Annotated in this window: 20 protein-coding genes; 14 read left to right on the top strand and 6 right to left on the bottom strand. The window is 72.3% G+C overall.

What is annotated here, in order from left to right; translation table 11 throughout:
- On the bottom strand, positions 1 to 573 hold the full coding sequence (locus SD460_RS16815) for a TetR/AcrR family transcriptional regulator (RefSeq protein ID WP_290055965.1): 573 nt from the start codon (positions 571 to 573) through the stop codon (positions 1 to 3).
- Positions 574 to 663: 90 nt separating this feature from the next.
- On the opposite strand from SD460_RS16815, the gene SD460_RS16820 reads away from it, so the two are divergent.
- On the top strand, positions 664 to 1,611 hold the full coding sequence (locus SD460_RS16820) for a ketopantoate reductase family protein (RefSeq protein ID WP_290055966.1): 948 nt from the start codon (positions 664 to 666) through the stop codon (positions 1,609 to 1,611).
- 3 nt (positions 1,612 to 1,614) lie between these two features.
- Here the strand turns inward: SD460_RS16820 and SD460_RS16825 are convergent, their stop codons facing one another.
- Positions 1,615 to 2,133, bottom strand: a complete 519-nt coding sequence (locus SD460_RS16825) for a MarR family winged helix-turn-helix transcriptional regulator (RefSeq protein WP_290055967.1) — start codon at positions 2,131 to 2,133, stop codon at positions 1,615 to 1,617.
- A gap of 46 nt (positions 2,134 to 2,179) precedes the next feature.
- On the opposite strand from SD460_RS16825, the gene SD460_RS16830 reads away from it, so the two are divergent.
- The 11 genes from SD460_RS16830 to SD460_RS16880 all read left to right on the top strand — a co-directional run bounded on the left by SD460_RS16830 (position 2,180) and on the right by SD460_RS16880 (position 11,999).
- On the top strand, positions 2,180 to 2,599 hold the full coding sequence (locus SD460_RS16830) for a DUF6069 family protein (RefSeq protein WP_290055968.1): 420 nt from the start codon (positions 2,180 to 2,182) through the stop codon (positions 2,597 to 2,599).
- A gap of 110 nt (positions 2,600 to 2,709) precedes the next feature.
- The gene (locus SD460_RS16835; RefSeq protein ID WP_290055969.1) at positions 2,710 to 4,029 is read left to right on the top strand and encodes an MSMEG_0569 family flavin-dependent oxidoreductase; all 1,320 of its coding nucleotides are present in this window, start codon (positions 2,710 to 2,712) and stop codon (positions 4,027 to 4,029) included.
- Positions 4,029 to 4,865, top strand: a complete 837-nt coding sequence (locus SD460_RS16840; RefSeq protein WP_290055970.1) for an amidohydrolase family protein — start codon at positions 4,029 to 4,031, stop codon at positions 4,863 to 4,865. Before SD460_RS16835 ends, SD460_RS16840 begins: the two co-directional genes overlap by 1 nt.
- Positions 4,866 to 4,869: 4 nt before the next feature.
- A complete protein-coding gene (locus SD460_RS16845) occupies positions 4,870 to 5,382 on the top strand; it encodes an MSMEG_0572/Sll0783 family nitrogen starvation response protein (RefSeq protein WP_003073383.1) in 513 nt (170 codons plus the stop codon).
- A 10-nt stretch (positions 5,383 to 5,392) separates the two neighbouring features.
- Positions 5,393 to 6,463, top strand: coding sequence for an MSMEG_0568 family radical SAM protein (locus SD460_RS16850; protein WP_318306350.1), 1,071 nt, complete (start codon positions 5,393 to 5,395; stop codon positions 6,461 to 6,463).
- Position 6,464: 1 nt separating this feature from the next.
- On the top strand, positions 6,465 to 7,835 hold the full coding sequence (locus tag SD460_RS16855) for an MSMEG_0567/sll0787 family protein (protein WP_290055972.1): 1,371 nt from the start codon (positions 6,465 to 6,467) through the stop codon (positions 7,833 to 7,835).
- Positions 7,832 to 8,662: a carbon-nitrogen hydrolase family protein gene (locus tag SD460_RS16860; RefSeq protein WP_290055973.1), complete on the top strand. Its 831-nt coding sequence runs from the start codon at positions 7,832 to 7,834 to the stop codon at positions 8,660 to 8,662. The genes SD460_RS16855 and SD460_RS16860 overlap by 4 nt, the downstream gene beginning before the upstream one ends.
- Positions 8,663 to 9,493, top strand: a complete 831-nt coding sequence (locus SD460_RS16865) for a carbon-nitrogen hydrolase family protein (protein ID WP_290055974.1) — start codon at positions 8,663 to 8,665, stop codon at positions 9,491 to 9,493.
- On the top strand, positions 9,493 to 10,554 hold the full coding sequence (locus tag SD460_RS16870; RefSeq protein ID WP_318306351.1) for an MSMEG_0565 family glycosyltransferase: 1,062 nt from the start codon (positions 9,493 to 9,495) through the stop codon (positions 10,552 to 10,554). Before SD460_RS16865 ends, SD460_RS16870 begins: the two co-directional genes overlap by 1 nt.
- Positions 10,555 to 10,899: 345 nt before the next feature.
- A complete protein-coding gene (locus SD460_RS16875; protein ID WP_290055976.1) occupies positions 10,900 to 11,268 on the top strand; it encodes a cupin domain-containing protein in 369 nt (122 codons plus the stop codon).
- Positions 11,265 to 11,999, top strand: coding sequence for an SDR family oxidoreductase (locus SD460_RS16880; protein WP_290055977.1), 735 nt, complete (start codon positions 11,265 to 11,267; stop codon positions 11,997 to 11,999). The genes SD460_RS16875 and SD460_RS16880 overlap by 4 nt, the downstream gene beginning before the upstream one ends.
- Positions 12,000 to 12,039: 40 nt before the next feature.
- Here the strand turns inward: SD460_RS16880 and SD460_RS16885 are convergent, their stop codons facing one another.
- Genes SD460_RS16885 through SD460_RS16895 form a run of 3 tightly spaced genes read right to left on the bottom strand, consistent with a single transcriptional unit; the run spans position 12,040 to position 14,137 of the window.
- Positions 12,040 to 12,405 carry a sigma-70 family RNA polymerase sigma factor family protein gene (locus tag SD460_RS16885; protein WP_318306352.1) on the bottom strand — a complete coding sequence of 122 codons (366 nt, stop codon included), beginning with the start codon at positions 12,403 to 12,405 and terminating at the stop codon, positions 12,040 to 12,042.
- A gap of 20 nt (positions 12,406 to 12,425) precedes the next feature.
- Positions 12,426 to 13,328 carry an RNA polymerase sigma-70 factor gene (locus SD460_RS16890; RefSeq protein WP_290057073.1) on the bottom strand — a complete coding sequence of 301 codons (903 nt, stop codon included), beginning with the start codon at positions 13,326 to 13,328 and terminating at the stop codon, positions 12,426 to 12,428.
- 50 nt (positions 13,329 to 13,378) lie between these two features.
- The gene (locus tag SD460_RS16895; RefSeq protein ID WP_290057074.1) at positions 13,379 to 14,137 is read right to left on the bottom strand and encodes an SDR family oxidoreductase; all 759 of its coding nucleotides are present in this window, start codon (positions 14,135 to 14,137) and stop codon (positions 13,379 to 13,381) included.
- A 149-nt stretch (positions 14,138 to 14,286) separates the two neighbouring features.
- Between SD460_RS16895 and SD460_RS16900 the strand changes: the two genes are divergently transcribed.
- Positions 14,287 to 15,333 (top strand): ferritin-like domain-containing protein, encoded by a 1,047-nt coding sequence (locus SD460_RS16900; protein WP_290057075.1) that lies wholly within the window; start codon positions 14,287 to 14,289, stop codon positions 15,331 to 15,333.
- Between the two features lie 42 nt (positions 15,334 to 15,375).
- Entirely contained in the window at positions 15,376 to 16,107 is a 732-nt protein-coding gene (locus SD460_RS16905) for an SDR family NAD(P)-dependent oxidoreductase (protein WP_318306353.1), read from the top strand.
- A gap of 27 nt (positions 16,108 to 16,134) precedes the next feature.
- Here the strand turns inward: SD460_RS16905 and SD460_RS16910 are convergent, their stop codons facing one another.
- Complete coding sequence (locus SD460_RS16910; RefSeq protein ID WP_318306354.1) at positions 16,135 to 18,075, bottom strand: alpha/beta fold hydrolase; 1,941 nt, start codon at positions 18,073 to 18,075, stop codon at positions 16,135 to 16,137.
- Positions 18,076 to 18,154 lie beyond the last annotated feature (79 nt).

An 18,154-nucleotide genomic window follows, 5' to 3' on the forward strand; every position in this document is an offset into this window, starting at 1 on the left:
TCAGCCGTCCGCGCTGCGCAGCCCGTCCAGCACCAGGGTGATGACGCCGTCGGCTTCCGACCGCCAGTCGGGGCGGTCGTGGGCCGCGCCGATGCCGTGCAGCGCCATCATCACGGCGCCGGCGTTCGCGTCACCGCGGACGGTGCCCTCCCGCACGGCGGCGGCGACCAGGTCGGTGACGGCCTGTTCCAGCGCCTGACCGCCTTCGGCGAGGGTTTCCGAGCTGGTGGCCATGAGCGTCGCCAGTGTCCGGGCCAGGCCCTGGTGGGCGTCGATGTGGTCGACCATGCCGCGCAGGAAGGTCGCCAGCGCCTCCGCCGGGGGCAGCGTGGCCTGCAGCTCGCGGGCCCGGTCGCACAGCGCGGCGACTTCCCCGTGGTAGACGGCGACGGCCAGCGCCTCCCGGGTGGGGAAGTGGCGGTACAGCGTGCCGGTGCCCACCCCGGCCAGGCTCGCGAAGTCGTCGAAGCGCAGGTCGAAGAATTCGCCGGCGTCGAAGACCTCCCGCGCCTTGGCGAGCAGGGCCTCGCGCTTGCGCCGGGCGTCGGCCCGCAGCGGCTTGTCGGCGGTCATGGGCATCCTCGCGTTGACAAATGGAGATGACCTCCATATTTTGAGAAGTGGAGATGATCTCCAGATCGATCGTACCCCACGAGGTGCTCCTTGAAGATCCTGATGTTCGGCCGCGGCGTGATCGCCACGATCTACGGCTGGGCCCTGCAGCAAGCGGGACACGACGTCGAGTTCTACGTCCGGCCGGGCCGCGCGGCGACCTACGGGGACGCGGTGGACCTCGAGCTGTTCGACACGCGGCGCCGGGTGTGGGGGCAGCGCGTCGCCGAGAAGTGGCCCGTGCGCTACCGCGAGGCGCTGGAGCCGGACCACGGCTTCGACCTGATCGTGCTCAGCGTGCCGCACCACCGCCTCCCGGAGGCGACGGCCTTCCTGGCCCCGCGGCTCGGCCGGGCCACGGTGCTGGTCTTCGGCAACGTCTGGACCGAGCCGCTGGCCGCGATCGGCCCCCTCCCCGTCGACCGCGTCGCCTGGGGCTTTCCTCAGGCGGGTGGGGGTTTCGGCGACGACGGCGTACTCCGCGGGGTGCTGCTGCCGTCGGTCTTCTTCGGCACCCTCGACCGGCCCCCGGCCGAGCGGGAGCTGGCCGTGCGCCAGGCGTTCCGCGAGGCCGGGCTCCGGATCAAGGAACGCCCCGACTTCCGCGGCTGGCTGTGGGTCCACTTCGTGTCGGACGCCGGCCTGCTCTCGCAGGGCTTGCGGGTCGGGACCCTGTCCCAGCTGGCCGGGTCGAGGAGCGACCTGCGCGAAGGCCTGCTGGCCGCTCGCGAGCTGCTGCCGCTCCTCGAGGCACGCGGTCTCGACCTGCGCCACCACCGCGGCGCCTTGCTGCTGTTCCGGGCACCCACCTGGCTGACGGCGCCGGTGCTCGCCTGGGTGACCGCCCACGTCCCCCTGGCGCGCGCGAGCATCGCGGCGCACACCGACCCCGATGCCGAGGAGCCGCGCGAGGTCTGCCGCGACACGCTGGCGGAAGCGCGCCGGCTGGGTGTCCCGGCGCCGCGCTTGGCCGCGGCGGAACCGCACTTCGCCTCGTGACGGTCAGCCGTTGGGGCGCTTGAAGACCTCGGTGGGCAGCCCCAGGGTCTCGACGATCCGTTCGGCCGCGTCCCCGAACCGCGCCAAGTCGATGCCCAGTGGCTCGATCACCAAGCGGCGGATGTTCGCCACGTGCGCCGGGGACGCCGTCGCCAGGTGGGCGCGGCCCGCGTCGGTCAGGGATGCCGTCGTGAAGCGGCGGCCCTGGCCGGTGCACACCTTCCGGGTCACCCACCCGCGGTCTTCCAGCCGGGCCACCGCGTGGGAGATCCGCGGCAGCGAGCCGTTGGCCATCTCCGCGATCTCGCTCATCCGCAGGCTTTCGCCCGGCACCACCGAAAGCCGCGCCAAGATCATGTAGCCCAGCAGGGTCAGGTCGGCGTCCCGCAGCAATTGGCTTTCCAGCGCTCCCGGCAGCGTCAGCAGCACCTTCGCCACGTTGACCCACGCGCGCCGCTCGTCGTCGCCGAGGCGGTCGAACGGCTCCACTGCTTCCTGCTCGTGCACGCTTGACTTTAACACGCAACTCAACCTACCTTGGGTTTAACACGCAACCCAAGGAGGAGCGATGCCGACCACCGCCGCCCTGTCCCCCGCCACGGCTCTCCGCCTGGGGATCGCCGTCGTGGCGGCCGCCGCCGTCAACACCGTCGTCGCGCTCGCGGCGTCCGCCCTCGACGACGGCGGCATCGGGATGGGCCTCAACCCCGCGGCCTACCTGCCCGCGACGGTGCTCGGCGTGCTCGTCGGCGCCGCCGGCTGGGGCCTGATCGCCCGCCGCCACCCGCGGGTGCTGCGGGTCGTGGTGCCCCTCGTCCTCGTCCTGACGTGGATCCCGGACGTGCTCCTGCTGGGGGCGGGCGCGACCGCCGCCAACGTGGTGGGGCTGATGCTGATGCACCTGGCGGTCACCGGCGCGGTCGTCCTCGCCCTCCGCACCACCCTGCGGGAGCCGGCCGCGACGGCCCCGGCGCCCCACGCGGGCTGAGCGTTCTGTTAAGCGCAAGCAACGAGAAGCGTTACTCGCCGCGGTTCTGGTAACACGCCGATGTTCCGGATTAAACCGTCCGGAAATGGTGGCCCGGTGCACTGATCGGCATGAACTCCGAGCTCGACGGCCTGCACCGGCCGGTGATCGTGATCGGCGGCGGCCAGGCGGGACTGTCGATGTCCCACTGCCTGGGCGCCGCCGGAGTCGGGCACCTGGTGCTCGAACGCGAGCGCGCGGGACACGAATGGCGGACCCGCCGCTGGGACAGTTTCTGCCTGGTCACGCCGAATTGGCAATGCCGGCTGCCCGGGTTTCCCTACCCGGGTGACGATCCGGACGGGTTCATGGTCCGCGACGAGATCGTCGCCTACCTCGAAAACTACGTGAAGCACTCCGACGTCCCGCTGCACGAGGGCGTCGAAGCGACGCGGCTGCGGCAGGTGCCCGGCGGTGGCTTCCGGCTCACGACGTCGGCCGGCGAGCTGACCGCCGACCACGTCGTGCTGGCCACCGGCCCGTACCAGGTGCCGCTCAAGCCGCGGCTGGCCGAACGGCTGCCCGAACACGTCGTGCAGCTGCACTCGGCCGAGTACCGCAATCCCGCGCAGCTGCCCGAGGGGGACGTCCTCGTCGTCGGCACCGGGCAGTCCGGCTGCCAGATCGCCGAGGACCTGCACCTGGCCGGGCGGCGGGTGCACCTCGCCGTCGGGTCCGCACCGCGGGTGGCCCGGCGCTACCGCGGCCGGGACGTCGTCGCCTGGCTCGACGAGATGGGTTACTACGCACGGGGGATCGACGAGTTCGCCGACGCGGACGCCGTGCGGTTCCGGGCCAACCACTACGTGACCGGCCGCGACGGCGGGCACGACATCGACCTGCGCGCGTTCGCCACGCAGGGCATGCAGCTCTACGGCCGGCTCGAAAGCGTCCGAAGTGGACAGCTGCGGTTCGCCGGTGACCTGCGCCGCAACCTCGACGCGGCCGACGCCGTTTCGGAGGGCATCAAGGACTCGATCGACGCCTTCATCGCGAAACGCGGGATCGCGGCCCCTCGCGAAGACCGGTACAAGCCGGTGTGGGAGCCGGAAGACGGGCCTCGCGCCCTCGACGCGGAAGCGCTTTCCGCCGTCGTGTGGAGCACCGGCTTCGGCCGCGACCACCGCTGGATCGACGTCCCGGTGTTCGACGGCAAGGGCTACCCGACGCACCACCGCGGGGTCACGAGCTGCCCCGGGCTGTACTTCCTCGGCTTGCCGTGGCAGCACACCTGGGGTTCCGGCCGGTTCTGCGGCGTCGCCGCGGACGCCGAGTACCTCGCCCGGCGGATCACCGGCGGCGGCCGCGGCGACGTCCGGTGGCTCTCCGGCACGCCGGTGAGCACCTACCCGGCCGACGACGACTGGGTCGCGCCGCGGACGGTGGCCTGATGAAGTGGACGAACGACGCCCACCGGCACCTGGGCGTGCTGCCCGCGTACCCGTTCTACGGCGGCCCGCCGGTCGCCCCGGCGATCGGCAGCCGCGCGACGATCGGCGAGCTCCTGTCCGATTTGGACCGGGAGGGCACCGAACGCGCGTTGGTGATCCCGAACTACGGCGTGCCCGATCCGGCGATCGCCTTCTCCTTCAACGAGCTTTGCGTCGAAGCGGCGGCGAAGGACGACCGGATCAGCGCCGCGCTCTGGGTGTCGCCGCGGCCTGAAGAGGCCGACCGGACCGACGACGCCTTGAAGCTGGCCGTCGAGGAAGGCGTGCGAGCGCTCAAACTCAGCTTCCTTCTGGGCGGCAGGGCTTCCGACCCGGCGTGCAAACCGCAGCTGGACAAGATCTTCGCCACCGCACGGGCGCACGACCTCGTCGTGCACGTCCACACCTCGCCAGGGGCGGCGTCGGACATCGACGAGGTCGGCAAGCTCGTCGACGCCTACGCCGGCGACGTCAAGCTGCACCTCGTCCACTTCGGCGGCGGCATGAGCGGGCACATCAAGCTCGTCGGCGGCCGCTTCTTCGACTGGATCGCCGACGGCAAGCAGGTCTACACCGACCTGTCGTGGGCGATCGGCTTCACGCCCCGCTGGCTCGTCGAGGAGATCTCGCGCCGCGGCCTCGGCCACGACCGCGTGCTCTTCGCCTCCGACCAGCCGTGGGGCGATCACGAGGGCGAACTCGCCAAGCTGGCCGCCGCGGCCGGCGACGGCGAACTCGCCGACCTGGTTTTCCGCGGCACGTTCGACGTGCTGTACGGACCGAAGAAAGGGAAATAGACCGATGGCAGAGCTGACCGAGACCGAGAAGACCAGCCTCGACGAGATCCCGCACCCGTCGCTGCCGCAGGGCTCCAACCTGTACGGCGGGACCAAGGTCTTCCCGGACTACCAGGCCGAACCCGGCCAGAGCTACTTCACGCTCGTGCACGGCATCGCGCACGAGTCGTCGGTGAGCTTCGTGGCGATCCTGCAGGCGACCCGCGCGCTGCGGAAGGGCTTCGAGGCCGCGATCTACTTCTACGGCCCGGGTTCGCTGAACTGCCTGGCCACCCGCGGCTTCCCGACCACGGGCAACGCCGCGTTCCCGGGCGAGCTGAACATCAACGACCAGCTGAAGACGTTCATCTCCGAAGGTGGCAAGGCGTACTGCTGCCGGTTCGGGCTGTCGCTGCACGGGGCCCGCGAGGAGGACCTCATCGAGGGCGTCATCCCGACGCACCCGCTGGACGTCCAGGACGCGTTGATCCACTACGCGCGCAAGGGCGCGATCATCAACTCCACCTACATGTTCTAGGGAGCGGCTCGTGCGCGTTGGCATCGAAGAGGATTTGGACACCCGCGCCGACATCGCCGTCCGCGGGGTGCGCGTGGACGCACCCGTACAACGCAGCAAGGGCGCCGGGCCGAGCGACGACGGCCACCTGGTCGTCGACGGTGCCAACGCCACGCTGCCGCTGAACCCCGAAAGCCCCTACGAGGTCCGCGACGGGCGGATCCACCGGGGCACCGTCGACCTCGGCCTGAGCGTGACGCCGGTGGCGCGGCCGCGGTTCTACGACTTGTCCACTGAGGACGGTGTGCCGTACCGGAAGATCGCCCTGCTGCACGGCAAGGACGTCCTCGCGACGACCGTCGTGCAGACGTGCGTCCGGTACGCCGAAGACCAGCGGTGCCGGTTCTGCACCATCGAAGAGTCGCTGCGGGCCGGGGCCACCGTGGCCGCCAAGACGCCGCGGCAGCTCGCGGAAGTCGCCGAGGCGGCCGTGCGGCTCGACGGCGTCCGGCAGATGGTGATGACGACCGGCACGACGTCGGGACCCGATCGGGGGGCCCGGCACCTGGTCCGGTGCGTCCGCGCGGTGCTCGACGCCGTGCCGGGCCTGCCGATCCAGGTGCAGATCGAGCCGCCGGGCGACCTCGGCGTGCTCACCGAACTGCGGGACGCCGGGGCGACGTCGATCGGCATCCACGTCGAGTCGCTCGACGACGACGTCCGGCGGCGCTGGATGCCGGGCAAGTCGACCGTGCCGCTGGCGCAATACGAAGCCGCGTGGGCGGAAGCGGTCCGGGTGTTCGGCCGCAACCGCGTTTCGACGTACCTGCTGATCGGCCTCGGCGAGGACCCGGACGAACTGGTCGCGGGCGCCGGGCGGCTGATCGACGCGGGGGTGTACCCGTTCGTCGTGCCGATGCGCCCGATGCTCGGCACCCTCGCCCGCCGCGACGGCGCCACCGCGCCGTCGCCGTCGCTGGTCGCGGACATCACGAGCCGGGTCGCGGCCTTGCTGCGGGCCGCCGGGATGACCGGGGCCGACCAGGGGGCGGGCTGTGCCGCGTGCGGTGCTTGCGGCCTGCTGAGCGCGGCGGGGGGCTGAGGTGGAGCACGACATCCTCGCGCTGCTCGGCGACGTCCGCAGCGTCGCCGCCCGCCCGGCGTTCCACCTCGAAGAGGCCGACCACAGTGGACGGACGGCCTACCGCGCGTTGCGCCACGAGGCTTTCGTGGCGCGGCAGGGCCTGTTCGAGGGGCACGACCTCGACGAGCACGACGTCGACCCGCGCACGGTCGTGCTGGTCGCGCGGGACACCGCGGGGGAGGTGCTCGGCGGGGTCCGGCTCGGCCCGGCCACCGACGGCCCGGACATCGGCTGGTGGTGGGGTGGCCGCCTGGTCGTCGCACCCGGAGCGCCGTCCGGCGTCGGCTCGGCCCTGGTCCGAGCCGCCTGCGCCCGTGCGGAAACCGAAGGGGCGCTGCGGTTCGAGGCGACCGTGCAGACCCGCACCGAACGGTTGTTCACCCGGCTCGGGTGGCAGCGCGTGCGGCCGGTGACCGTCGCCGGCCACGACCACGTCCTCATGCGGTGGCCGATCGGCCGGATCGCCGCGCTGGCCCGTGCGACGAAGGCCGCGCTCGGCCCGCTGCTGCACGGCCTGACCGGCGTGCCGGGGTTCGTCGGCGACGACGGCGTCCCGCTGCCCGGTACCGACGTCGTCGCCGCCTGCGACGCGATCGTCCCGTCCATGGTCGAGCGCGATCCGGAATGGGCGGGCTGGTGCTCGGTGCTGGTCAACCTCAACGACCTGGCCGCGATGGGGGCCGCGCCGATCGGGCTCCTGGACGCGCTCGGCGCCCGTGACGCGTCCTTCGCCGCCCGGGTCCTCAGTGGACTGCGGAAGGCGAGCACGGCGTACGGCGTGCCGGTGCTCGGCGGGCACACGCAGTTCGGCGTGCCGGCTTCGCTGGCGGTCACCGCGCTCGGCCGCACCGCGGACCCGATCCCCGGCGGTGGCGGGAAACCCGGGCAGCGGGTCTGGCTCACCGCCGACCTCGGCGGTGGCTGGCGGCCCGGCTACACCGGGCGCCAGTGGGACTCGACGAGCTCCCGGCGCACGCCCGAGCTGCGCGCCCTGCTCGGCTCGGTCGCGGCGGCGAGACCGGCGGCCGCCAAGGACGTGTCGATGGCCGGGATCGCCGGCACGCTCGGCATGCTCGCCGAGGCGTCCGGCTGCGGCGCGGTGCTGGACGTCGAGCGCGTGCCCCGGCCGCGGGACTCGTCCACCGGGGACTGGCTGACCTGCTTCCCGGGGTTCGCGGTGCTCACCGCGGGCGCGCCCGCGCCGTCGGGCCCGGCGGTCACCGCGGAGTGCGGCGAACTGATCGCGGGCACCGGCGTCACGCTGCGGTGGCCCGACGGCGAATCGACGACCGCCATCGACGGCGGCGTCACCGGATTGGGGAACTCATGACGACACTCAGGATGGCCGCGGCGGCCGCGCCGTTCGACCGCGACCTCGACGGCGACTTCGCGCGCATCGAGAAGCTGATCGGCGAGGCGAAGGCCGAGGGGGTGCGGCTGCTGGCGCTGCCCGAGGCCGCGCTCGGCGGTTACCTCGCCAACCTCGACGGCGGCGCCGAAGGCCCGCCCGCGCTGGCCGCCGACGGCCCCGAGGTCGCGCGGCTGGCCGCGTTGGCCGGCGACCTCGTGGTCACGGCCGGGTACTGCGAGCTCGACGGCGGCCGCCGCTACAACTCCGCCGTCTGCGTCACCGGGGACGGCGTCCTCGGCCACCACCGCAAGGTGCACCAGCCGCTGGCCGAGAACGCGAGTTACGGCGCCGGGCGGGCCTTCACCGCGTTCGACACGCCGGTCGGGCGGCTGGGCATGCTGATCTGCTACGACAAGGCGTTCCCCGAGTCCGCGCGGGCGCTCGCGCTCGACGGTGCCGAGATCGTCGTCTGCATGTCGGCCTGGCCCGGCAGCCGCACCCAGCCGGCGGCCGACCTCGCGCAGGACCGCTGGAAGCGCCGGTTCGACCTCTTCGACCGGGCCCGTGCGCTGGAAAACCAGATCGTCTGGCTCTCGGCCAACCAGTCGGGCACCTTCGGCGACCTCCGGTTCGTCGCGAGCGCGAAGGTCGTCGACCCCGGCGGGGAGGTCCTCGCCGACACCGGCGTCGCCGAGGGCTTGGCGATCGCCGAAATCGACGTGGCGGCGGCGCTGGCCACGGCCCGGCGGTCGATGGGACACCTGGCGGACAGACGGCCCGACGCCTACCCGGTTAGTGTCCCGTGAATGGGGCAGATCCGCATCGCCGCCGTCGCCGCGCACTTCGGCCGCGACCTCGACTTCGACCTCCAGCGCATCGCGACGCTGATCGACCACGCGCGCTCGTCCGGCGTGGCGCTGCTGGTGCTGCCGGACGCGGCCCTCGGCGGCTACCTCGCCGACCTGCGCCACCCCGACCCGGACGCCCTGCCCCCGGCGCTCGACCCCGACTGCGCTGAGCTGAAGGCGATCCGTTCGCTGGCCGCCGAGATGGTCGTCTGCGTCGGCTACTGCGAGGCGGACGGGCCGCGGCGCTACAACTCGGCGGTGTGCGTCACCGGGGACGGCGTGCTCGGCCGGCACCGCAAGGTCCACCAGCCGCCGGGGGAGAGCGTGGCCTACGAGCCCGGTGCGGAGTTCGCGGCGTTCGACACCCCGGTCGGCCGGCTGGGCATGCTGATCGACTACGACAAGACGTTCCCCGAATCGGCCCGCACGCTGGCGGTCGACGGCGCCGAGGTGCTCGCCTGCCTCAGCGCGTGGCCGACCAGCATCACCAACCGCGCGCCGCGGATGGCCCAGGACCGCCAATCCCGGCTGTTCGACCTCTACGACCAGGCGCGCGCGGCGGAGAACCAGGTCGTGCTCGTGTCGTCGAACCAGACCGGCGCGATGGGCGGCATGCGCTTCCTCGGCCAGGCCAAGGTCGTCGGCCCCGGCGGCGACATCCTCGCCCGCACCTGGTCGAAGGCCGGCATCGCGGTCGCCGAGCTGGACGTCGGGCAGGAGATCGCCAACGCGCGGCGCGTGCTGCACCACCTGGGGGAACGGAAACCGTCGGTGTACCGGGAGGCTTGATGCGCATCGCCCTGCTGAGCTACTCGACCAAGCCCCGCGGCGGGGTCGTGCACACCCTCGCGCTGGCCGAGGCACTGGCGGCCCTCGGCGAAGACGTCACGGTGTGGACGCTCGCCCGGGGCGGCGACGAAGGCTTCTTCCGCCCGGTCGACCCGCGGGTGCGGCTTTCGATCGTGCCTTTCCCGGACGCCCCCGGCGAGTCGGTCGGGGAGCGGATCCTGCGGTCGATCGCGGTGCTGCGGTCGGCGTTCACGCCGGAGGCGTACGACGTCGTGCACGCGCAGGACTGCATCAGCGCGAACGCCGTGGACCGCTGCGTCCGCACGGTCCACCACCTCGACGCGTTCACCACCCCGGAACTCGCGGCCTGCCACGAACGCGCGATCGTCCGCCCGTACGCCCACATCTGCGTGTCGGCCGCGGTCGCGGCCGAGGTCCGCACCGGCTGGGGCATCGACGCGACGGTGATCCCCAACGGCGTCGACTACGTCCGCTTCGCGACGGCTCGCCGTTCCCTTTCGCGCGGCCGGTACGTGCTCGCGGTGGGCGGGATCGAGCCGCGGAAGGGATCGCTGGACCTGCTGGAGGCGTACGCACTGCTCGCCGACCCGGACGTCCGCCTGGTCATCGCCGGGGGCGAGACGCTCTTCGACTACCGCGAATACCGGGCCAGGTGGGAGAAGCGGGCGGCTGAGCTGGGGGTCACACCGGACGTGCTGGGCCCGGTCGCCCACGACGAGCTGCCGTCGCTGATGGCGTCGGCAGCGGCGTTCGCCTTCCCCTCGACCAAGGAGGGTTTCGGCCTCGCGGCAATGGAGGCGTTGGCGGCGGGGGTGCCGGTGGTGACTCGCGACCTGCCGGTACTGCGCGAGGTTTTCGACGGCGCGGCTCGGTTCGCGTCCGACCCGGCGGGCTTCGCTCGTGAGTTGCGGGCCGCCATGGTGGGGCCGGACCCGGAGCCGGGGAGGGCCTTGGCTCGTCGCTACACGTGGACGGCGGCCGCGGAACGCCACCGGGCGTTCTACCGTTCGGTTTCCGTCTCGCGGACAAGCCGTGATTGATGTTCGTGGCGGCGATCGCATGGAGGAGTTTCTCGAGCACGCGCGACGCGCGCCCTGGTCCAGGAAGCCGGTGCCCGACTGCTGAGCGCGGACGAAGTCGAAGTGACGGTGGACGAGTTCCGTGCCTGGGACGGACGTTTTCCGGTGTCGTTGTTCGTTGTGCTGTTCGGCGAGACTGATGTGACTTCCGTGACGATGCGGCCGCCGACCGGGCCCAGGCCGTTGCCGCCGCCGTGGTGCTGGGGTTCGTCGAGGACGGAGATCCACCCTCGCGGAGCCCGCGAGTCACAAACCGCGCGGCTGTCCGGTCCTAGCGGGTGTACCCGTCAGCCGAGGAGGTCTTCCATGTCATTGACCGTGCTCCAAGAGGCGAAACCGCCTTTCGTCCCCGAGGGGGCGCACGCGATGACCATCGTCATCGAGTACCCGCCGGGCGACCCCGGCACCCCGCCGCACCGCCACCCCGGTCCGGCCTTCGGCTACGTGCTGGAGGGCGAGATGGTGTTCGAGCTCGAAGGCGAGCCGCCGCGGGTCGTGCGCGCCGGGGAGGCCTTCTGGGAGCCGGGTGGCGACGTCATCCACTACCAGGACGGCAACAACCGCGACGACGTCCCGGTGCGGTTCACCGTCACCATGCTCTGCGAACCGGGCAAGCCGATGGTCGACCTCGTGTCCGCGGACGAACTCGGCGCGAAGGGATGGTCGCGGAAGTGAAGATCGCCGTCATCGGCGGGACCGGCCTCATCGGTTCCCGCGTGGTCAAGATCCTGGCCGCGGGCGGGCACGAAGCCGTCCCGCACTCGCCGTCCACCGGGCTGGACCTGCTCAGCGGGAAGGGCCTGGCCGACGCGCTGGCCGGGGCGGACGTCGTCGTCAACCTGACGAACTCCCCGACGTTCGACGACGCCTCGCCCGCGTTCTTCCGGACGACCATGGACAACCTGCTGGCGGCAGCGGCCGCGGCCGGGGTCGGCCACGCGGTCATCCTGTCGATCGTGGGCGCCGAGCTGGTCCCGGACCTGGTCTACTACCGCGCCAAGGTGCTGCAGGAGGACATCCTGAAGGCCGGGCCGGTGCCGTACTCGATCGTGCGGGCCACGCAGTTCTTCGAGTTCATGGGCGCGACGATGTCGTGGACGTCCGACGAGAACACCGTCCGCCTGCCCGCGACGCGCATCCAGCCCATCGCCGCCGACGACGTCGCCCAGGCGGTCGCCGACGTCAGCACGGGCGCGCCGCTGCGAGGGACCCGCGACGTCGCCGGGCCGGAGGTGTTCGCCCTCGACGAGCTGGGCCGGATCACCCTCGCCGCCCAGGGGGACCGGCGGCCCGTCGTCACCGACGACCAGGCCGGCCTGTTCGCGGCCGTGTCCGGCGATGCCCTCATCGCCAAGGACGGCGCCGTCATCGCGAAGACCACCTACCGGGAGTGGCTGGCGCGGTGACGGAGACCGGGCCCGCGCGGCGGTCGTGGTGCGGGCCCGGTCAACCGCGGTGCCAGCTGGTCAGCTTGGCCGGGTCGAGCACGATCCAGAGCGTGGTGATCCGGGGCCCGGCGGTCTCGGCGCCGACGACCGCGACGGCGCGCGAGGCGTGGCGCAGGGCGAGCCCGGCGCGGCCGTTGACGGATTCGATGGTCAGCTCGGCACCCGCTCGCCCGCTCACGATCTCGAGGACCAGCCGGGCGACCGCCGCCGCGCCGCGCACGGGCGCCGCCGGCGCGGGCACCAGGCCGCCGCCGTCGCACGTCGCGACCGCGTCGTCGCCGAGGACGGCTTCGAGCGCCGCGCGGTCCCGCCGACGGCAGGCCGCGGCGAACCGGCGCACGGTCGCGTCGTGCGGATCGAACACGGATTCCTCCCGCCGACGGGTCAGGCCGGGACCGCCTTGTTCTTCTCGGCGTTGACCAGCCACAGCACCTGGTCGATGCCTTCGCTGGTGGCGCTGACCGTGAGCAAGCCGTACACGGAGCCGTTCTGCCGCAGCACCGCCGACGTCTGCCCGTTGGCCTGAACCCACCGCACGTCGACGTCGTCCCAGAACCAGCTGGAGATCGCCTGCAGGAACTTCGCCACCCGGGCGCTGCCCACGAGCGGACGGCGGGCGACGCCCTTGCGGCCGTTGCCGTCGGACAGGTTGGTCACGTCCGGGGTGAAGAGCCGCTCCAGCTCGGCCAGATCGCCGGACCGGGCGGCGGCCAGGAACGTGGTCAGCAGTTCCCGCTGCTCGGCCGCGGGCACCGACGCGTGCCGTTCGCCCTTGAGGTGCTTGCGAGCCCGGCTGACCAGCTGGCGCACGGCGGCTTCGGTCGACGACAGGATGTCGGCGATCTGCGCGTAGGAGTAGTCGAAGGCTTCCCGCAGCACGTAGGCCGCGCGTTCGCCGGGGGTGAGCTTCTCCATCAGCAGCAGGGTCGCGAACTCCAGCGCTTCACCGCGCTCGGCGCCCAGGTACGGGTCCGCGCCGGTGTCGACCGGTTCGGGCAGCCACGGCCCGATGTAGGTCTCGCGTCGTTTCCGGGCCGACTGCAGGACGTTGATGGCGAGCCGGGTGGTGGTCGTCGCCAGGAACGCTTCCGGGTTGGTCACCGTGGACCGGTCGTAGGTCTGCCAGCGCAGCCAGACCTCCTGCACCAGATCCTCGGCCTCGGCGACGCTGCTGAGCATGCGGTAGGCGATCCCGAACAGCCGCGGCCGCACCCGGGTGAAGGCGGCCGTGGCCGCATCGAGGCTCGCCACGTCGCCGAGTTCGGTACCCATCCCGGAATCTGTCACCCCCACGACTCTACGACGTCGCGCTCACCCGACGAGCTCACCCGCGGTGGTCACTTCGCCGGCGGCGGGTTGAGCGGGAGCCAGTCGGCGAACCGGGTGGCGGCCAGTTGCGCGCCGGGGCCGGGCAGGAGCATGTCCTTGTCCAGCAAGGCGCCGAAGTAACGCGCGTCCGGGTCGGTGACGACCTCGCGGGGGTCGCCGCGGAAGGCCAGCCCGGTGCGGATCAGCTCGTCGAGCCCGAACTGCTCGGGTCCGGCCACCTCGGCGGTGCCGTTCAGCGGTGCGCCGGCGGCAACCCGGCCGACCGCGGTGGCCACGTCTTCGGCGGCCATGGGCTGGATCCGGGCGTCCGACAGGCGCACGGTGTTCCCTTCGGTCGCCGCCTGGGCGATGCTGCCCACGAACTCGAAGAACTGCGTGGCGTGCACGATCGAGTACGGCCGCCCGGACTCCTTGATGAGCTTCTCCTGCGCGATCTTCGCGCGGAAGTAACCACTTTCGGCGAGCCGCTCGGTGCCCACGACCGACAACGCGACGTGGTGCCCCACCCCGGCCTTCTCCCCGGCGGCGAGGAGGTTTCCGGTGGAGGTGCGGAAGAACTCCAGCACGGCGTCGTCGGCGAACGAGGGCGAGTTCGAGACGTCGACCAGGACCTGGGCGCCCTCCAGCACTTCGGCCAGCCCCTCACCGGTCAGCGTGTTCACGCCCGAGTCGGGTGACGCGGGCACCGCTTCGTGGCCGTGCGCGGTCAGCTTCCGGACGAGCTTCGAGCCGATCAGCCCGCTGCCGCCGATCACGACGATCTTCATGGTGTCTCCTCCCGCGTCCCGGCCACTCCGGGACGTCGTTCTCCAGCAAGGACCGGACGGGCTCCCGGTTTGTGACAGCGGGGGTGTCACAAACCGCGACGGCGTCCGGTCTTGGCTGCCGACACCGACCCGACGAACCGGAGCACCGCATGGAAACCCGTGGCGCCCACGCCATCGACACGATCGACGATCTCCGCCGCCACCTGCAGTGGGCGATCGAACTCGAGCACGCGACGATCCCGCCGTACCTGTGCGCGCTGTACTCGCTGGACCCGGCGCGCAACCCCGAAGCCACCCAGGTCGTCGGCACGGTCCTCGCCGAGGAGATGATCCACCTGGCCCTGGCCGCGAACCTGCTCAACGCCGTCGGCGGCTCGCCCAAGCTCGACACGCCGGACCTGTTGCCGCCGTACCCGCATCCGCTGCCCCACGGCGACCGGTCCGTGCACGTCCACCTGGCCCCGTTCGGTCCCGAGGCCCTGGAGCTGTTCCTGCGCATCGAGCAGCCCGCGTCGGCGGACGCGCCGCCGCAAACCGACGAGTACCGGACGATCGGCCAGTTCTACGCCGCGATCGAGCAGGGGTTGCGGACGCTGTGCGACAAGCTGGGTGAGGACCAGGTGTTCACCGGCGACCCGGCCCGGCAGATCGGCGAGTTCCACCTCCGTGGCGGGGGTGGCGAGGTGCTGCCGGTCCGCGACCTGAAGTCGGCGTCGGCCGCGCTGGCGGAAATCGTCGAGCAGGGTGAAGGTGCCGCGCGCACGGACGTGTGGGACGGCGACCACGACGTCTTCCACCCCGAGCGGGAAGAGGTCGCGCACTACTTCCGGTTCCAGGAGCTGAAGGTGGGCCGCCGCTACCGGACCGGCGACACACCGCAGTCCGGGCCGACCGGCGAGGAGCTCGCGGTCGACTTCGACGGCGTGCTGCCGATGCGGCACAACCCGAGGACCGCCGACTACCCGGAGGGCAGCCCGATCCGCGTCGCCCAGGAGGAGTTCAACCAGACCTACAGCCTGCTGCTCTACCAGCTGGAGGAGGCCTTCACCGGCAACCCGGGCGGGATGGCGGATGCCGTCGGCACGATGTTCGGACTGCGCAAGCAGGGTCTGGCACTGATGAAGATGCCCACCGGCGACGGGAAGACGACGGCGGGCCCGACCTTCGAGTACGTGCCACCCGAGCGGCGGAACTGAACCCGGTGCCGGCGAGCCATTGCTGTCGGACAAAGGAGTTTCGTGATCACTGTGCACCCGCCCGCCGGTCACCTGGCCGGCCGCGTCGTGCTCGTCACCGGCGCGGGGTCGGGCATCGGACGGGCCGCTGCCATCGCCTTCGCCGCGGTCGGAGCCCACGTCCTCGGGATCGGCCGTCGCCAGGACGCGCTGGCGGAGACCGCGCGGGAACACCCGGGCATCGACACCTTCGCGGCCGACGTCCGTTCCGCCGGCGCGCCCGGGGCGATCGTCGAGGAGGCCCGCCGCCGGTGGGGACGGGTCGACGTCCTGGTCAACAACGCCGGTGCGGCCGCGCTCGTGCCCCTGGCCGAGGTCACCAGCTCCGGCATCGGCGACCTGTTCGCGCTGAACGTGACCGCGCCGAGCCTGCTCGCCCGCGCCGCCCTGCCGCACCTGCGTGCCATGCACGGCTCGATCGTGAACGTGTCCAGCACTTTCGGGCACCGGCCGTTGCCGGGCGGATCCCATTACGCCGCCAGCAAAAGCGCCGTCGAGATGCTCACCCGGAGCTGGGCCCTGGAGCTCGCCCCCGAAAGGATCAGGGTGAACGCCGTCGCCCCGGGACCGACGGAGTCCGAAGCACTGGCGTCGGCCGGCCTTCCCCCGGACGTGGTCGACCGGATCAAGCAGGACGAGGCGGACCGGATTCCCTTGGGCCGCCGCGGCCTGCCCGCGGACGTCGCGGCGCGGAAGGTTGCGCCGCGGGCAAGCGATCGGTCTCACCCATCGTGAAACCCGGGCCGCTACCGGGAAACCGGCTCAGCCGGTGGCCGCGATCGCGGATCGCTGCCGGTGTCCACGGATCGCGACGACGGCGTTCGCACCGAGGACCGCACCGGCGATGGCGGTCACCGGAACCAGCAGGCCGGACCCGGCCAGCGCGCCCAGCAGTGCGCCCACCCAGCCGCCGAGGAGCGTCAGCGCCAACGCGGGACGCTCGGCCGGCCGGGCCCAGTGCACCCAGAGCCCGACCAGGAGTCCGGTGCCGGGTACCACCACGGCCAGGCTGGTGACGAACCACTGCGGTGCGAACGTCCAGGCGAACAGCACACCCAGGAACCAGCCGGCGATCCCCAGTGGCACCGAGCCGAGCCACCGGATCCACCGGCCGGGCGCACCGCGGCGGCGACGACGGCGGGCGAGCACGATTAGCGCCAGCAACGCGAGCAGCAGTACCCCGGTCGTGACGCCCACCAGGAGACCGGCGATCAGCGACATGCTCAGCGGCACGGCGGTGAGGTCGACCGGGGTGCGCACGAACCGGGAGCTGTCGACGCGGCCTGAGTCGTAGAAGGTTTCGAGCAGGTGGTCGGCCGCGTCGGGTTGCTGGGCCCAGAAGTCGCCGGTGTGCCCGATCCCGGGCACGATCACCTGGTGTCCGCGGCTCAGCGAGGGCAGCAGTTCCTTGGTGGCGTTGACCGGCGGGGTCGAGAGGTCGAATTCGCCGCCGATGAGCAGGGTCTCCACCGCGCTGGGCCGCACGGTGCGGTACTCGGCGTTGTCCGGGCTGTCCGGCCACGCCCGGGAGAACCCGTCCGGGCCGCCCCAGAGGAAATCGGTGGAGGAGTTGCCGAGAATCGATCCGGGGTCGCCGCCCCGGTCGTAGTAGGCCTGCGTGACGGGCGCGTCGATCATGCTGAAGGAGGCCAGTTCGCCCCACACCGTCGAGGTCGGCAGTGTGAGGTCCGCCAGCACCGACATCGCCCACATCGCGCCGGGGCCGCCGTCGAGGTAGGCGTCGATCACCGTGGGCGCGTTGCTCGGCGCCTCGGCCCGGCCGTTCATGTGCATGGCGTACTGGCTCAGGACGCGAACGTTCGTGTTCTTGATGCCGAAGGGGCCCCAGCTGGCGGGCATGGTGGCAACCCGGGACCGGATGGTAGCCGCGAGGTCGGCCGTCTTCGCGGCGCAGGCGCGGTCCGCCCGGCAGACGTCGGCGTACTGCCCGAACTGGGCGTCGGTGGTGCGCGGGTCCCAGGACAGGTGCCCGGGCGGGTTGACCGAGATCATCGCCGAGCGCAGCAGCGCGTCGGGGTGACGCCACGCGTAGATCGTCGCGGTCCGGGTGCCGGCGCTCGAGCTGACCAGGTCGATCCGCGGGTAACCGAGGGCTTTGCGCGCCGACTCCAGGTCCTCGATCCGCTGGACGATCGAATAGCCGGTCAGGTCGACGCCGGTGCGCCGCAGCCGGTCGGCGCACTGGTCGAAGGCGCGGCGTGTCCGGGGCAGCGCCTCGGGTCCGGTCATGTCCTTCGCCGACTGCAGGGCGTCCGTCACTTCGGCGCAGTCGAGCCGGGACGAACCATCGACACCGCGGTAGCCCACGAGCACCACGTCGTGGTGGCCGGCCAGGCGGCTCGCCTGCGGGAAGTCCAAATTGGACTGACCCGGTCCGCCCCCGAGCCGGAAGATGGGCTCACCGGCGGGCTGCGCGGTCGCCCGGATCCGCACGACCGGCAGCGCGATCAGCCGGGAGCCGGGGCGGTTCCGGTTCTCCGCGACCACGAGCGTCCCGCAGTCGGCGGCGAGCGAGCCCGCCTCGGTGTCGTAGGAGCAAGGAGACACGGCCAGCGAGTCCGGTGCGGCGCCAGGTGGGACGCGGACCGTCGAGTCCGGCCACACGATGAAGGCGGCCAGCACGAGTACCACGGCGGCGAGGCCCACGATGACGAAGGAGCGGCGGCGTTGGGGGAAGCGCATGCCGGGAAAGGTAGGGGCGAGCGGCGGCCTGGGCGTCATACCGGGCAGTGATCATCCGTCCCTCCACGGAGTGACGCCC

The sequence above is a fragment of the Amycolatopsis solani genome (assembly GCF_033441515.1).
In the GTDB taxonomy this organism is placed as follows: Bacteria; Actinomycetota; Actinomycetes; order Mycobacteriales; family Pseudonocardiaceae; genus Amycolatopsis; species Amycolatopsis solani.

What these genes read in the sequence shown, in the direction of transcription:
- SD460_RS16815 (WP_290055965.1), bottom strand. Translation starts at nt 573, where the DNA reads ATGACCGCCGACAAGCCGCTGCGGGCCGACGCCCGGCGCAAGCGCGAG.
- SD460_RS16830 (WP_290055968.1), top strand. Translation starts at nt 2,180, where the DNA reads ATGCCGACCACCGCCGCCCTGTCCCCCGCCACGGCTCTCCGCCTGGGG.
- SD460_RS16835 (WP_290055969.1), top strand. Translation starts at nt 2,710, where the DNA reads ATGAACTCCGAGCTCGACGGCCTGCACCGGCCGGTGATCGTGATCGGC.
- SD460_RS16840 (WP_290055970.1), top strand. Translation starts at nt 4,029, where the DNA reads ATGAAGTGGACGAACGACGCCCACCGGCACCTGGGCGTGCTGCCCGCG.
- SD460_RS16845 (WP_003073383.1), top strand. Translation starts at nt 4,870, where the DNA reads ATGGCAGAGCTGACCGAGACCGAGAAGACCAGCCTCGACGAGATCCCG.
- SD460_RS16860 (WP_290055973.1), top strand. Translation starts at nt 7,832, where the DNA reads ATGACGACACTCAGGATGGCCGCGGCGGCCGCGCCGTTCGACCGCGAC.
- SD460_RS16865 (WP_290055974.1), top strand. Translation starts at nt 8,663, where the DNA reads ATGGGGCAGATCCGCATCGCCGCCGTCGCCGCGCACTTCGGCCGCGAC.
- SD460_RS16870 (WP_318306351.1), top strand. Translation starts at nt 9,493, where the DNA reads ATGCGCATCGCCCTGCTGAGCTACTCGACCAAGCCCCGCGGCGGGGTC.
- SD460_RS16875 (WP_290055976.1), top strand. Translation starts at nt 10,900, where the DNA reads ATGTCATTGACCGTGCTCCAAGAGGCGAAACCGCCTTTCGTCCCCGAG.
- SD460_RS16895 (WP_290057074.1), bottom strand. Translation starts at nt 14,137, where the DNA reads ATGAAGATCGTCGTGATCGGCGGCAGCGGGCTGATCGGCTCGAAGCTC.
- SD460_RS16900 (WP_290057075.1), top strand. Translation starts at nt 14,287, where the DNA reads ATGGAAACCCGTGGCGCCCACGCCATCGACACGATCGACGATCTCCGC.
- SD460_RS16910 (WP_318306354.1), bottom strand. Translation starts at nt 18,075, where the DNA reads ATGCGCTTCCCCCAACGCCGCCGCTCCTTCGTCATCGTGGGCCTCGCC.